Consider the following 13,429-nt stretch of genomic DNA (forward strand, 5'->3'; position numbering starts at 1 on the left):
TTAAGGTTGGTATGTCAGGCTATAGCCCAGCCCGCGATGAGTGCGGATGGGCGATTCTTCATCGTAAGCCATACGCAATTTTGAGCGCAGTGTCTTAATGTGGGTATCGACGGTGCGGTCTTGGCTCTCTTCTGCCTGCGCCCAAACAATATCCATCAGTTGTTGGCGCGAATAGATACGCTCGGGTGCTAGCAGTAATGTTTTCAGCAGTAAGTATTCATAGCGTGTTAGCCACAATACCTGTTGATGGTAGGTCACGCGCGCGCCCGCTTCATCGAGCGTGAAATGACCAAATTGATGCAGTGCTGTAGGCGCAGACAGCATTTGTGACTTCTGTAAACGGCGCAAAACGGTGCGTACTCTGGCGCTCACTTCGCGGGGTGAGAACGGTTTGGCAATATAATCGTCGGCACCAATTTCCAGACCGATAATCCGATCCAGCTCTTCACTACGGGCGGTCAAAAAGACCACCGGTAACTCTGGTGCCTGCGCCAGAAGACGGCGGCAGAGGTCAAAACCGTTGATATCGGGCAAGCCGACATCCACTATCGCCAGTGCGGGCGGGCCATTAGCCAATGCCACGAGCGCCGGTTCCCCCCGGTCAAACCACCGGAGGGTAAAACCTTCGCTTTCCAGCGTATAAATAAGCGTATCGGCAATGCTTGGCTCGTCTTCCACCAGCCAGATTAACGGCTTCATCGGGTATGCCCTTCATCCGCATCAAAGGAGTGACGCAATAGCAAGCAAAGTTGCCGCCACTCATCTTCTGACATGCTATCAGCCGCCAACCATAGGCGCTTACAGGTTGATCGACTGTTTGCCTGCCGTAAGCGCAATAACACACCATATCGGGTCATCCATGGCTGCTTAGCGACAATCCATTCAAGCCGTTTCCATAGCACCACATTGCCGGGTTTCAGCCTGATTTCCCCTTGGCAGGAGGTAATATTCTTCTGGCTGCGGATGCACTCAAATACCACCAGTGTCAGCAATACTAACCACAGCGCGGTATAACCCTGAGGCCAGGGTGCGACCAGCGTGAGGATGACCAAGACGCCATGTGTCAATAAAGAGAAAAGTTGAGTGTGCCAGGATATCCGCAGGTCACATCGCCACTGGGCCACGGGCTTTATTTCGCGTTTGAATCAATTTCACCATCTGACGCAGTTCGTCATCCTGCGGCTCCCCATGATTCATCAACCAATTGAAAAGGTCTGGGTCATCACATTCCAGTAGCCGAATAAAAATCTGCTTCTCGCTATCACTCAAGCCATCATATTCGTATTCAAAAAATGGCATGATGGAGATATCCAGTTCACGCATACCACGGCGGCATGCCCAGTGAATACGGGCTTTATTATCGATTTCCATGTCCTGATTGACTCCTCAAAGAAGGATGCTGATAGGCTAAAGGCGCTAGAGTGCTGTTTTTTCATACATATTCAGCACGTCGCCACAGAATCTGCGGCTATTGTACCTCAGAAAGAGGCGAATTCAGAGACAGGATAATAATGGTCAATCCGTGGAATAACTGCTTGCAAAGCTACTCGGCTATTTTACCATTGAGGCATCAGTTTTTCGCAGACACTTAACTTCACAAACAATCAATTCGCAGGTAAATAATGGCACATAACACTCCGTTCGTTGCACAACCGCCCGCTGCATCCTCCGAACTGCCGTTAACGCTAATGTCACTCGAGGATTGGGCACTGGTGACCTTAACCGGCGCTGACAGAGTCAAATATCTGCAAGGGCAAGTGACCGCGGATATTGATGCTCTGGCCGATGATCAGCATATTCTTTGCGCCCATTGTGATGCTAAAGGAAAGATGTGGAGCGATTTGCGGCTATTTCACCGTGGCGAGGGGCTGGCGTATATCGAACGCCGTAGCCTGCTTGACCATCAGTTAATTGAACTGAAGAAATATGCCGTGTTCTCCAAGGTGGTGATCACCGCGCAACCTGATGCGGTTTTATTCGGTATCGCTGGCACGCAGGCAAAAACTGCGTTGGCGGAAGTCTTTGCTGAATTACCCAATGCCGATCATCCGGTAGTACAGCAAGGGAATAGCACACTGTTGCATTTTTCGTTGCCTGCCGAGCGTTTCCTCTTGGTCACGGATAGCGAACAGGCGCAGCAACTGGTTGATAAACTGGCTGATCGTGCTCAATTGAATAACAGCCAACAGTGGTTAGCCTTGGATATTGAAGCAGGGTTCCCGATTATTGATGCCGATACTAGTGCGCGATTTATTCCGCAGGCGACGAATATTCAGGCATTGAAGGGTATCAGTTTCAGTAAAGGGTGTTACACCGGTCAAGAGATGGTCGCCAGAGCAAAATACCGTGGCGCGAACAAACGTGCGCTGTATTGGCTTGCGGGTCATGCCAGCCGAGTTCCGGCTGCGGGTGAAGATTTAGAGTGGCAATTGGGTGAAAACTGGCGTCGCACGGGGAGCGTGTTGGCGGCCGTTCAACTCAGTGATGGTCAGTTGTGGGTTCAAGCAGTATTGAATAACGATCTGGCGGCAGACAGCGTACTGCGCGTTCGTGACGATGCTGATAGCGTACTGACTATTCAGCCATTGCCGTATTCACTGACCGAAGAGTAATCTCCCTCGTTTGCCCCACATGTTTGAGGCCGGTTATCCGGCCTCAATATTTATGACAAATCCCTCTACGTTTTTACGGCCTCATCAAACGTACAAATAGATCGCCATAAAATGGCAAACACTGCCACCTAGCACAAAACCATGCCATATTGCGTGACCAAAGCGGATACGTTTAGAGGCATAAAAAATCACCCCCAAGGTGTAGAGCAAACCACCGGTGGCCAGCAGTGCCAACCCACCAATCTCAAGTTTTACCGCCAACTGATAAATCACAATCAGTGATAACCAACCCATCGTTAGATACGTGACCAGCGACAGCACTTCAAAGCGATGAGCGAAGGCCAGTTTGAATATCACACCAATCAGTGCCAGCCCCCAGATAACCGCCATTAAACCTCGCGCCAGCGGTGAATCGAGCCCTACCAGCAGGAAAGGCGTATAGGTGCCGGCGATTAAAAGATAAATGGCGCAGTGATCGAACTTCTGTAACCAGAGCTTCGCCTTACGGTGTGGGATCGCGTGATACAGGGTCGAGGCTAAAAACAGCAAAATAATGCTGCCGCCGTAGAGGCTGTAGCTGGTGAGTGCTTTGGTGTCAGCGCCGGTATCCACAGCTTGCACCAAGAGCAAAACCAACCCAATGATACCGAGCACTACACCAATGCCATGGCTGATGCTATTGGCGATTTCTTCCGCCCAAGGATAAACCGGCGTGGTGGTTGCTGGAGTGACTGTTGTTGCCGCAGTGACTGTTGTTGCCGTAGTGACTGTCGTTACCGCAGGCGCATCAGGGATGACGGGGGTCGAAGGTTTAGTCTTCAATACTGATTTTCCTGAATATTATTTATTTTATCGCAGGTCATCGTTAGCTCATTCCGTTAGCCTGATAAACGATGCTCTAGTTGTACAAAAATACCACACTCAGATTAACTGAGAATGATTCCAGTGTACACGTGTACGCTAAAATATTCTGTCAGCACATGTAAGCTGCCGTGACAGTGCCTAATGGATGGAAAATCATGTATTGAGCTGCAACCTTTTATTTTCCGCCAGCCATATCCAACACGCTGCCGGTGACATAAGAAGCGCTGTCTGACAGCAGCCAGACAATGGCTTGCGCCACTTCTTGCGGATGGCCACCACGCTTCATGGGCAGTGAGCTTTGTACGCGATCAACCCGCCCAGGTTCTCCTCCGCTGGCATGCATATCTGTATAGATAAAACCCGGGCGCACACCGTTGACTCTGATACCTTCTCCAGCGACTTCAAGCGACAACCCCGTGGTTAACGTGTCAATCGCCCCTTTGGAGGCGGCATAGTCCAGATATTCGCCCGGCGCACCAAGGCGGGCCGCCGCAGAGGAAACATTCACAATCGAACCGCCATTGCCGCCATGGCGAAAAGCCATACGCTTAACGGCTTCGCGGCTACATAAAAAATAACCGGTCACATTGGTGGTTAGTACCCGATTGATACGCTCAGCGGTTAATCCTTCGATGCTGGTTTGGGGGAACAGAATACCAGCATTATTCACCAGTGCAGTAAGCGGGCCGAGCTGGGCTTCAAGTTGTTCAAACAATGCGACAACTTGCCGTTCATCGGCAATATCAGCCTGCAAGGCCACTGCCAGCCCACCCCCCGCGGCAATTTCAGCCACAACGTGTCGGGCTGCTTGTTCGTCATTGATATAATTAACCGCCACCCGATAGCCCTGTTTTGCCAACAGTAATGCCGTGGCGCGGCCAATTCCCCGACTCCCGCCGGTGACTAATGCCACTTTTTTATGCATGCCTTAACCCCCTATTCCACCGTGAAGATGTTCCAATTTGAAGCGTAAGCGCCGCCATCGTTTAACTGAACTGCCCATAAAAAAGGGCTGCAGTTTAATGTGCAGCCCTCAGTATCATTCAAAACACCTATTACTTGTAATCAGTTATTCATAATCAGTGATTGGCACACATGAGCAGAACAAATTACGGTCACCGTAAACATCATCTAAGCGTTTCACGGTCGGCCAATACTTGTTTTCCAGCACACCGGCAATAGGGAATACCGCCAGTTCACGACTGTAAGGGTGCTGCCAATCGCCAACTAATTCCGCTTGAGTATGAGGTGCGTTCACCAGTGGGTTATCTTCCAGCGGCCACTCACCTTTGGCGACTTTCTCGATTTCTGCACGGATCGCCAACATGGCATCGATAAAGCGGTCCAGCTCGACTTTACTTTCTGATTCAGTCGGCTCCACCATCAATGTCCCTGCCACAGGGAAGGACATCGTCGGCGCATGGAAACCAAAATCAATTAAGCGTTTGGCGATATCCATTTCACTGATGCCGGTAGCTTCCTTCAGCGGGCGAATATCCAAAATGCATTCATGCGCTACACGGCCGTCATGGCCGGTATACAGCACCGGATAGGCTCCTTTCAGGCGAGTCGCGATGTAGTTTGCATTGAGAATAGCCACCTGACTGGCTTGCTTCAAACCATCAGCTCCCATCATGCGGATGTACATCCAACTGATTGGCAAGATTGATGCACTGCCGAATGGCGCTGCGGAAACAGCTCCTTGCTGAGTGGTCATGCCATCAATTTGTACGACGCTGTGACCGGGAACAAATGGCGCTAAGTGGGCTTTGACACCAATTGGCCCCATGCCTGGACCGCCGCCGCCGTGGGGGATACAGAAGGTTTTATGCAAGTTAAGGTGCGAGACATCCGCACCGATATAACCTGGGGTGGTGATCCCGACCTGCGCATTCATGTTCGCGCCATCCAGATAAACTTGACCGCCGAACTGATGAACGATCTGGCAAACTTCACGAATGGTTTCTTCGTAGACGCCATGAGTTGACGGGTAGGTCACCATAATGCATGACAACTCATCACCTGCTTCACCCGCTTTCTGGCGCAGGTCATGCAAATCAATATTGCCTTGCTTATCACAAGCCACGACGACGACTGACATCCCTGCCATTTGCGCGGAAGCTGGGTTGGTGCCGTGAGCAGAGCTTGGGATCAAACAGATATGGCGGCTCGCCTGATTGCGGCTTTCATGGTAACGACGGATAGCCAGCAGCCCCGCATATTCCCCTTGCGCGCCTGAGTTCGGCTGCATACACACCGCGTCATAACCGGTCAGTTGTACCAACCATTGCGACAGTTGACCGATCATCTGCTGATAACCCGCCGCTTGTTCTGGTGGGCAGAACGGATGTAATTCAGCGAATTCCGGCCAAGTGATTGGGATCATCTCAGCCGCCGCATTCAGCTTCATGGTGCAAGAACCTAGCGGGATCATGGCCTGATTCAAGGCTAAGTCTTTACGCTCTAAACGATGCATGTAACGCATCATTTCCGTTTCGCTGTGGTAACGGTTAAAGACCGGATGAGTCAGAATTGCGTCTTGGCGCAACATTGAGGCTGGGATCGACTGGCTATGCTGACTGACTTTGGCATCAAGTTGGTCAATGTCCAGACCGTGGTTATCACCGACAAGCAGGGAGAATAACGCCTGAATATCTTCACGGGAGGTGGTTTCATCCAGCGTAATACCCACTGCGCCATGAATATCAGTACGCAGGTTAATGCCAAAGCTCAATGCTCGGGCCAAAACAGCGGCTTTGTCTTTAACGTCAACCGTCAGCGTATCGAACCAATGTTGGAAGCGCAGCGTCAGACCGGCTTGCTGCAAGCCAGCCGCGAGAATGTCGGTCATGCGATGAATACGCCCAGCGATACGCTGCAAGCCCTGCGGGCCATGATAAACCGCATACAAGCTGGCGATATTGGCCAGTAACACCTGAGAAGTACAGATGTTGGAGTTCGCTTTTTCGCGGCGAATATGCTGCTCACGAGTTTGCATCGCCATGCGCAGCGCAGTATTGCCCGCCGCATCACGCGATACGCCAATAATCCGGCCCGGCATCGAACGTTTAAATTCGTCACGGCAGGCAAAGAAGGCGGCATGTGGGCCACCGTAGCCCATCGGCACACCAAAACGCTGCGCAGAACCAAAGACCACATCGGCACCCTGATTGCCCGGTGCAGTCAGTAACACCAGCGCCATAATGTCAGCGGCAACGCTCGTGATGATCTTGCGTTTTTTCAGTTCAGCCAGTAACGCACTGTAGTCATGCAATTCGCCGGTGGTGCCCACTTGTTGCAGTAGCACACCGAAAACACCGTCTAGCTCGAGCACTCTTTCCGCACGGTCAATAATGACTTCAAAACCAAAGGTTTCCGCGCGAGTCAGCACCACATCCAATGTTTGCGGATGAACGTCATCGGCGACGAAGAAGCGATTAGCCTCTTTCAGTTTGCTCGCACGTTTAGCCAGCGCCATGGATTCCGCTGCGGCGGTGGCTTCATCGAGCAACGAAGCAGACGCCAAATCCAGACCGGTGAGGTCTTGGGTCAATTGCTGGAAATTCAGTAATGCTTCGAGACGGCCCTGAGAAACTTCAGGTTGATAAGGGGTATAAGCGGTGTACCAGCCTGGATTTTCCAGCATATTGCGCAGGATAACCGGCGGTGTCAGCACAGGGCTATAACCCATACCAATATAAGATTTGTAGCATTGATTCTGGCTGGCAATCCCTTTCAGTTCCGCCAGCGCCTGATGTTCAGTCGCGGCATCACCCACTGGTGGCGGGCTAGGTAATTGGATATCTGCCGGAACGATTTGCTGGATCAGTGTCTTTAACGAGCTGGCACCAATGGCGGCCAACATCTGTTGCTGCTGTTCGGCTGAAGAACCGATATGGCGCGCAATAAAAGCATCGTTATGTTCAAGCTGGCTGAGATTCTGAGTCATTGCTACGAATTCCTGAATAATGCAAAGTACGGGAGATAGGACTGACCTCAAAGGGCGTTATTGTTGCAGGCAGTTTGGATTCGGACAGCGCACAGAAACCGGTACGTACACAGAGTATCTGATGATGACTAGTACGTGAGGATTTCGAGCACTGCCCGGGTTCAAAATGGCAAATAAAATAGCCCTAAATCTATTTACTCGTCGATAGTGGCTAAATAAGCTTCAGCATCTAACAAACTCGCCAACTCGCCCTCATCAGACGCTTTAATGCTAAACAACCAACCATCAGTGTAAGGTGCGCTGTTGACCAATTCTGGTGAACTCTCCAGCTCGGTATTCACCGCAACGATTTCACCGCTGATTGGCGCATAAATATCGGATGCCGCTTTCACTGACTCAGCGACGGCACAATCGCTGCCCGCTGAAACGTCGCTGCCCACTTCAGGCAAGTCGACAAATACCATGTCACCCAATAATTCTTGCGCGTGTTCGGTGATCCCTACGCTATAAACGCCATCGCCATCGGCACGGACCCACTCATGGGAAGAGGCATATTTTAAATCTGCTGGTACATTGCTCATTGCTGCGACTCCAATTCATTTGGGTATAGAGCCAAAGTTTAGACTCATATAATCTGGAATGATGACAAATAAACTTACAGTGCGACCGGTTTACCCGCCCGCACAAAACCTGGTTTTGTGACCCGTACCGGCATTTCACGGTGACGAATCTGTACGACAGCATTTTCACCAATACCGGCCGGCACGCGGGCCAATGCGATACTAAAACCGAGTGTAGGCGAGAAAGAGCCGCTGGTAATGACGCCAACCTGTGTCTGGCCTGAGGCATCAGTGAAATGCACTGGCAGCTCGTTACGCAAGACGCCTTTTTCCGTCATGATCAAGCCAACCAATTGCTCCGTTCCGTTAGCACGTTGTTGTTCCAGCGCTTCACGGCCAATAAACTGGCGATCTTCCGGCGACCAAGCCACCGTCCAACCCATATTGGCGGCTAACGGAGAAATCCCTTCATCCATTTCTTGGCCATAGAGGTTCATTCCAGCCTCGAGACGCAAAGTATCACGTGCGCCAAGACCAGCCGGTTTGACACCCGCAGCCAGAAGTTGCTGCCAAAAATCAACGACGTTTTCTTTTGGCAAAGCGATTTCATAGCCTGCTTCACCGGTGTAGCCCGTGGTGGCGATAAACAAATCGCCCGTCTGAATACCAAAGAATGGTTTCATCCCTGCAATGGCTTGCTGTTGCTCTGGGGTCAGTAAAGTCGCCACTTTCTGTTGTGCTGTCGGGCCTTGTACCGCCACCAGCGCCAGATCGTCACGCACTGTCACTTCAACCTGATAAGGTTCAGCATGCTGTGTTATCCAAGCCAGATCTTTATCACGAGTGGCCGAGTTAACCACTAAGCGGAAATAGTCTTCACGCAGGAAGTAGACAATCAAATCATCAATTACACCGCCAGAAGCATTCAGCATTCCGGTGTAAAGGGCTTTGCCCGGTTGGGTCAGTTTGGCGACATCGTTGGCGAGCAGATAGCGAAGGAATTCACGGGTACGCGCACCGTGCAGATCGACAATCGTCATGTGGGAAACATCAAACATACCGGCGTCTTGGCGCACAATATGGTGTTCATCAATTTGAGAGCCATAATGCAGTGGCATCATCCAACCATGAAAATCTACCATGCGCGCACCGCACGCCACGTGTTGGTCATACAGCGGGGTCTGCTTTGCCATCTTTACTCCTGAATTTAAGGCATGACGGGTATAACGCAAACGATACCTTTTACCCAACGTTATCACCGAATTCTCTCAGTAACCATAAGCTAAAATAAGCGAGAACACGGAGTGAAGGTATAAAGTGCAGGGATATTATTCAGAATTTTCCGCTAAAAAACCGTGGATGAAGGCACATAATTAACAATTAAGCAGTGAAAATGACGATGTTATATAACGAAACCACTAAAAGCCTGTCAGATTCAACTTTTCAGGTTTTTAGTGGATATGAAAATAACTAATGCGAAAAACTGACTGAAATTAGATTATTTCAACTGAGGGGGGAGAATCTCTGCAAGACAGCACTGAGAAACCACCCAGCACTGATGTCTGCATAGGGTGGTTTCGAGTACAACCTAAATTGGGTAAGACCGCTAATACGGCGCTATTGGGAAGGTTCTAACCAATCGGGTAAATCATTGAGCCCCATGGCCTGCCGCACTAGCTGTGGCTTAACGCCCGGCAAATTATCGGCTAGCGTTAGCCCAATATCTCGCAGCAGCTTTTTCGCCGGATTGCTGCCAGCAAATAGGTCTCGGAAACCTTGCATACTGGCAAGCATCATTGCAGCACTGTGTTTACGGCGGCGCTCATAACGGCGCAGATAAAGGTGTTGGCCGATGTCCTTGCCCTGACGCTGCAAGCGACGGAGTTCTGATACCAGCTCAGCGGCATCCATAAATCCTAAGTTAACACCTTGCCCTGCCAACGGATGGACGGTATGGGCGGCATCCCCCACTAAAGCCAGCCGATGTGCAGCAAAGCTACGGGCATAGCGTCCCACCAGCGGGAACGTTTTTCTCTCGCTCTCAAGCTGACATTGCCCCAAGCGCATATCAAACGCCATACCGAGTGCTTGGTTAAATTCTGCCGCGGGTAGCTCAGATAATGCCGCTGCGCGCTCAGGTGGAAGTGACCAAACAATCGAGCACAGATGGGGGTCGCTGAACGGCAGAAAAGCCAAAATACCGTCGCCATGAAAGACCTGACGAGCCGTGGCTTGATGGGCCTCTTCAGTGCGGATCGTTGCCACTAACGCATGGTGAGCGTAATCCCAAAAAGTCAGCGGGATATCCGCTTGCTGGCGCAATTCAGAGTGAGCACCATCCGCGCCGACAACTAGCTTGGCGCTGAGCATGCGGCCATCTGTCAACGTGATAAAAGCTTCGCTTTCCCCCCACGCAACCTGTTTAAGGCTTGCGGGGGCTAACAGCGTGATATCCGCAAGTTGGCTAGCACGTTGCCACAGTGCTTGCTGAATCACGCGGTTCTCAATGATGTGCCCAAGGTGACTAAAGCCATATTCATCGCCATGGAATGAAATTTTGCCAAAGCTGTCTTGATCCCAAACTTCCATGCCGTTGTAAGGGCTGGCACGTAATGCTTGAATGCCATGCCACACGCCAATTTTTTGCAACAAGCGTTCGCTGGCCGCATTGATCGCCGAAACCCGTAGCGCCAACTCACCGGTCAAAGGGGCAGAGAGTAACTCTGGCGCGGGTTGATGCTCTAAAATAGCGATGCGCAAACCACTGCCTTGTAAACCGCAGGCCAATGCCAAACCGACCATTCCGCCACCAGCGATAACGACGTCATATGATTGCATACCGCGACAATTCCTCATGAATATTAACTTTTAGCCTCACTCTTTCGATGTGTGATCGTGAGGTCAGGCTCATCGGCAGGCTAAGTATTAACGCTCAACCCATCCCAGAGTGCGACGAGCAAACGCATCACGGACCACGGGCAGAGACTCCATCGACATCAACGCCAGATTGCGCCCGACGACTAGCGGACCGTAGCGATTGGCAAACAAGCGAATTAACCCATCGGTCACGCCAATCGTGGCTTGTTGGTCTTGCTGCCGCCGTTGCTGATATTGAGCGAGTATCCCATAATCGCCAAGGTCTCTCCCCATCACACTGGCCTGTGCGAGGGTTTCTGCCAGCGACATCACATCGCGCAGCCCTAGATTAAAACCCTGCCCAGCAATCGGATGCAACGTTTGCGCCGCATTGCCCACCAATGCCAGACGATGACTGACATGACGCGAAGCCGTGAGTAGGTGTAATGGGTAACTATGTCGTTGCCCGACATGGCGCATTTGCCCCAACCGCCAGCCAAAAGCGCGTTGTAGCTCCGCCAGAAAACGAGCATCGTCCCAGCTATCGATTTGCTGTTGATCTTGTTTCGCATGACACCAGACCAATGAGCTACGCCCTTGAGACATCGGCAACAGCGCCAATGGCCCATGGCGGGTAAAACGTTCAAACGCACGGCCGTTGGGCAATTCGGAGGTGGTGACGTTGGCAATAACCGCGATCTGTTGGTAGTCCTGCTGTTGCCACTGGATGTGACAAGCGCGGGCCAATGCCGAATGAGAACCATCTGCTGCCACCAGTAATTGAGCACTCAATTGCTGGCCATTATCCAACGTCACACTGGCGGACTCTGTGGTACGAACCACATCCACTACTTTTGCCGGACAATGCAGCGTCACACCCGGAGCCTTTTGTAGCAAGGCAAACAGCCGTTTACCGGCGTCATGCAGCTCAATAACATGCCCTAACGCGGGAACACGATAATCATGCGCTCGCAGATTGACACAACCGGAATGCCCACGGTCACTGACATGAACATGATCTATGGCGGTGGCACAATCGGCCAAAGCCGACCAAATGCCAATGCGGTCAAGCTGCTGACATGTTCCTTGCGCCAGTGCAATAGCTCTGGCATCAAACCCCGGATGCGCCCGACTATCAGGCGCCTGCGCTTCAACGAGTGCAACCGGCACCTGCCCTTTAGTCAGGGATGAAATCGCCAGCGCCAGTGTCGCACCTGCCATCCCGCCGCCTACCACTATCACGCTCATTCGTTATCTCGCCGCAGCCATTAACGCTTCGATAGCATCGGGGTCTTTTACCACACTGGCTGTCAGGTTTTCATTGCCATCAGCCGTGATCACGATGTCATCTTCGATACGAATACCAATGCCACGATATTGCGCGGGAACATCCGCATCTGGCGCGATATACAGGCCTGGCTCGATAGTCAGCACCATACCGGGCTCCAGCGTGCGGCCACGATCACTGTTGCTGTAATCGCCGACATCGTGAACATCTAACCCCAGCCAATGGCTAAGTCCGTGCATAAAGAAGGGCTTATGTGCCTGTTCTGCAATCAGTTGCTCGATATCGCCTTTCAGGATGCCCAAATCGACTAAACCCGCCACCATGATTCGCACCACCTGTTCCGTCACTTCACGGATGCTGGTGCCGGGGCGGAACAGTTCTAGTGATTTGTTAATGGATGCCAATACGATGTCATAGATTGCCCGTTGGGCGGGCGTAAACTTGCCATTAACAGGGAAAGTACGGGTGATATCACCGGCATAGCCTTGATACTCACAACCGGCGTCGATCAGCACCAGTTCGCCATCTCGCAATTCGCACTCGTTTTCGGTGTAATGCAGAATACAGCCGTTCTCACCGCCGCCAACGATAGTGTTATAGGCCGGATAGCGCGCACCGTGGCGAGTAAATTCATGCAGAATCTCCCCTTCTAGCTGGTACTCAAACATACCGGGGTGGCATTTTTCCATGGCACGGGTATGGGCTAACGCACTGATTTCGCCCGCGCGACGCATCACAGCAATCTCTTCTTCTGACTTAAACAGACGCATTTCATGCAACCACGGCCGCCAATCAGTTAACGTTGCTGGCGCACGCAGATTTTTACGAAAACCGTTACGTAACCTTTCCAGTGCGGCAAAAACAATTTTATCTGCATAATCGTATTGGCCCTGCGCGTGATAAATCACATCAAGGCGATTAAGCAGTAAATAGAGTTGCTCGTCGATTTCATCGAAAGGTAATGCCCGATCGACCCCAAGCTTAGCGGGGGCGGCTTCTTGCCCTAGACGGCGACCAAACCAGATTTCAGCGGTTAAATCCCGCACCCGATTGAACAGCACACTGTGGTTATGCGTTTCATCGCTTTTCACCAAAATCAGCACAGCTTGCGGTTCGTTAAAACCCGTTAGGTAGCTAAAATCACTGTTCTGCCGATAAGGATATTCAGAATCCGCACTGCGTGTGACTTCTGGTGCAGCAAAAATAATTGCTGCGCTACCTGGTGCCATCTTTGCCAACAGCGCCTGACGGCGATTCTGGTATTCTTGTTCAGTCATTACACTCTCCTGAAATAGCCGTT

Annotated in this window: 12 protein-coding genes; 1 reads left to right on the forward strand and 11 read right to left on the reverse strand. The window is 51.5% G+C overall.

The window, feature by feature from the left end; translation table 11 throughout:
* Genes creB through sdhE form a run of 3 tightly spaced genes read right to left on the reverse strand, consistent with a single transcriptional unit; the run spans position 1 to position 1,371 of the window.
* Positions 1-699 (reverse strand): two-component system response regulator CreB, encoded by a 699-nt coding sequence (gene creB / locus BN68_RS13140; protein WP_019211615.1) that lies wholly within the window; start codon positions 697-699, stop codon positions 1-3.
* Positions 696-1,124, reverse strand: coding sequence for a protein YgfX (locus BN68_RS13145; RefSeq protein WP_042806750.1), 429 nt, complete (start codon positions 1,122-1,124; stop codon positions 696-698). The genes creB and BN68_RS13145 overlap by 4 nt, the downstream gene beginning before the upstream one ends.
* Positions 1,105-1,371 (reverse strand): FAD assembly factor SdhE, encoded by a 267-nt coding sequence (gene sdhE, locus BN68_RS13150; protein WP_019211617.1) that lies wholly within the window; start codon positions 1,369-1,371, stop codon positions 1,105-1,107. Before sdhE ends, BN68_RS13145 begins: the two co-directional genes overlap by 20 nt.
* Before the next feature lie 251 nt (positions 1,372-1,622).
* On the opposite strand from sdhE, the gene ygfZ reads away from it, so the two are divergent.
* Positions 1,623-2,612 (forward strand): tRNA-modifying protein YgfZ, encoded by a 990-nt coding sequence (ygfZ, locus tag BN68_RS13155; protein ID WP_019211618.1) that lies wholly within the window; start codon positions 1,623-1,625, stop codon positions 2,610-2,612.
* 84 nt (positions 2,613-2,696) lie between these two features.
* On the opposite strand, the gene trhA is transcribed toward ygfZ, so the two are convergent.
* The 8 genes from trhA to pepP all read right to left on the reverse strand — a co-directional run bounded on the left by trhA (position 2,697) and on the right by pepP (position 13,406).
* The gene (gene trhA / locus BN68_RS13160) at positions 2,697-3,407 is read right to left on the reverse strand and encodes a PAQR family membrane homeostasis protein TrhA (protein WP_042806779.1); all 711 of its coding nucleotides are present in this window, start codon (positions 3,405-3,407) and stop codon (positions 2,697-2,699) included.
* Positions 3,408-3,651: 244 nt separating this feature from the next.
* On the reverse strand, positions 3,652-4,401 hold the full coding sequence (locus BN68_RS13165) for an SDR family oxidoreductase (RefSeq protein WP_019211620.1): 750 nt from the start codon (positions 4,399-4,401) through the stop codon (positions 3,652-3,654).
* A gap of 144 nt (positions 4,402-4,545) precedes the next feature.
* Positions 4,546-7,425: an aminomethyl-transferring glycine dehydrogenase gene (gene gcvP / locus BN68_RS13170; RefSeq protein WP_019211621.1), complete on the reverse strand. Its 2,880-nt coding sequence runs from the start codon at positions 7,423-7,425 to the stop codon at positions 4,546-4,548.
* Positions 7,426-7,619: 194 nt separating this feature from the next.
* Entirely contained in the window at positions 7,620-8,006 is a 387-nt protein-coding gene (gene gcvH / locus BN68_RS13175; protein WP_019211622.1) for a glycine cleavage system protein GcvH, read from the reverse strand.
* Positions 8,007-8,080: 74 nt separating this feature from the next.
* Positions 8,081-9,178: a glycine cleavage system aminomethyltransferase GcvT gene (gene gcvT, locus BN68_RS13180; protein WP_019211623.1), complete on the reverse strand. Its 1,098-nt coding sequence runs from the start codon at positions 9,176-9,178 to the stop codon at positions 8,081-8,083.
* A 424-nt stretch (positions 9,179-9,602) separates the two neighbouring features.
* Positions 9,603-10,823, reverse strand: a complete 1,221-nt coding sequence (ubiI, locus tag BN68_RS13185) for an FAD-dependent 2-octaprenylphenol hydroxylase (protein WP_019211624.1) — start codon at positions 10,821-10,823, stop codon at positions 9,603-9,605.
* 87 nt (positions 10,824-10,910) lie between these two features.
* A complete protein-coding gene (gene ubiH / locus BN68_RS13190; protein WP_019211625.1) occupies positions 10,911-12,089 on the reverse strand; it encodes a 2-octaprenyl-6-methoxyphenyl hydroxylase in 1,179 nt (392 codons plus the stop codon).
* A 3-nt stretch (positions 12,090-12,092) separates the two neighbouring features.
* A complete protein-coding gene (gene pepP / locus BN68_RS13195; protein WP_019211626.1) occupies positions 12,093-13,406 on the reverse strand; it encodes a Xaa-Pro aminopeptidase in 1,314 nt (437 codons plus the stop codon).
* Positions 13,407-13,429: the final 23 nt, after the last annotated feature.

It is taken from the genome of Yersinia massiliensis CCUG 53443 (assembly GCF_000312485.1).
Lineage (GTDB): Bacteria > Pseudomonadota > Gammaproteobacteria > Enterobacterales > Enterobacteriaceae > Yersinia > Yersinia massiliensis.

What these genes read in the sequence shown, in the direction of transcription:
- gcvP (WP_019211621.1), bottom strand. Translation starts at nt 7,425, where the DNA reads ATGACTCAGAATCTCAGCCAGCTTGAACATAACGATGCTTTTATTGCG.
- gcvH (WP_019211622.1), bottom strand. Translation starts at nt 8,006, where the DNA reads ATGAGCAATGTACCAGCAGATTTAAAATATGCCTCTTCCCATGAGTGG.
- gcvT (WP_019211623.1), bottom strand. Translation starts at nt 9,178, where the DNA reads ATGGCAAAGCAGACCCCGCTGTATGACCAACACGTGGCGTGCGGTGCG.
- ubiI (WP_019211624.1), bottom strand. Translation starts at nt 10,823, where the DNA reads ATGCAATCATATGACGTCGTTATCGCTGGTGGCGGAATGGTCGGTTTG.
- sdhE (WP_019211617.1), bottom strand. Translation starts at nt 1,371, where the DNA reads ATGGAAATCGATAATAAAGCCCGTATTCACTGGGCATGCCGCCGTGGT.
- ygfZ (WP_019211618.1), top strand. Translation starts at nt 1,623, where the DNA reads ATGGCACATAACACTCCGTTCGTTGCACAACCGCCCGCTGCATCCTCC.
- BN68_RS13165 (WP_019211620.1), bottom strand. Translation starts at nt 4,401, where the DNA reads ATGCATAAAAAAGTGGCATTAGTCACCGGCGGGAGTCGGGGAATTGGC.
- ubiH (WP_019211625.1), bottom strand. Translation starts at nt 12,089, where the DNA reads ATGAGCGTGATAGTGGTAGGCGGCGGGATGGCAGGTGCGACACTGGCG.
- pepP (WP_019211626.1), bottom strand. Translation starts at nt 13,406, where the DNA reads ATGACTGAACAAGAATACCAGAATCGCCGTCAGGCGCTGTTGGCAAAG.
- creB (WP_019211615.1), bottom strand. Translation starts at nt 699, where the DNA reads ATGAAGCCGTTAATCTGGCTGGTGGAAGACGAGCCAAGCATTGCCGAT.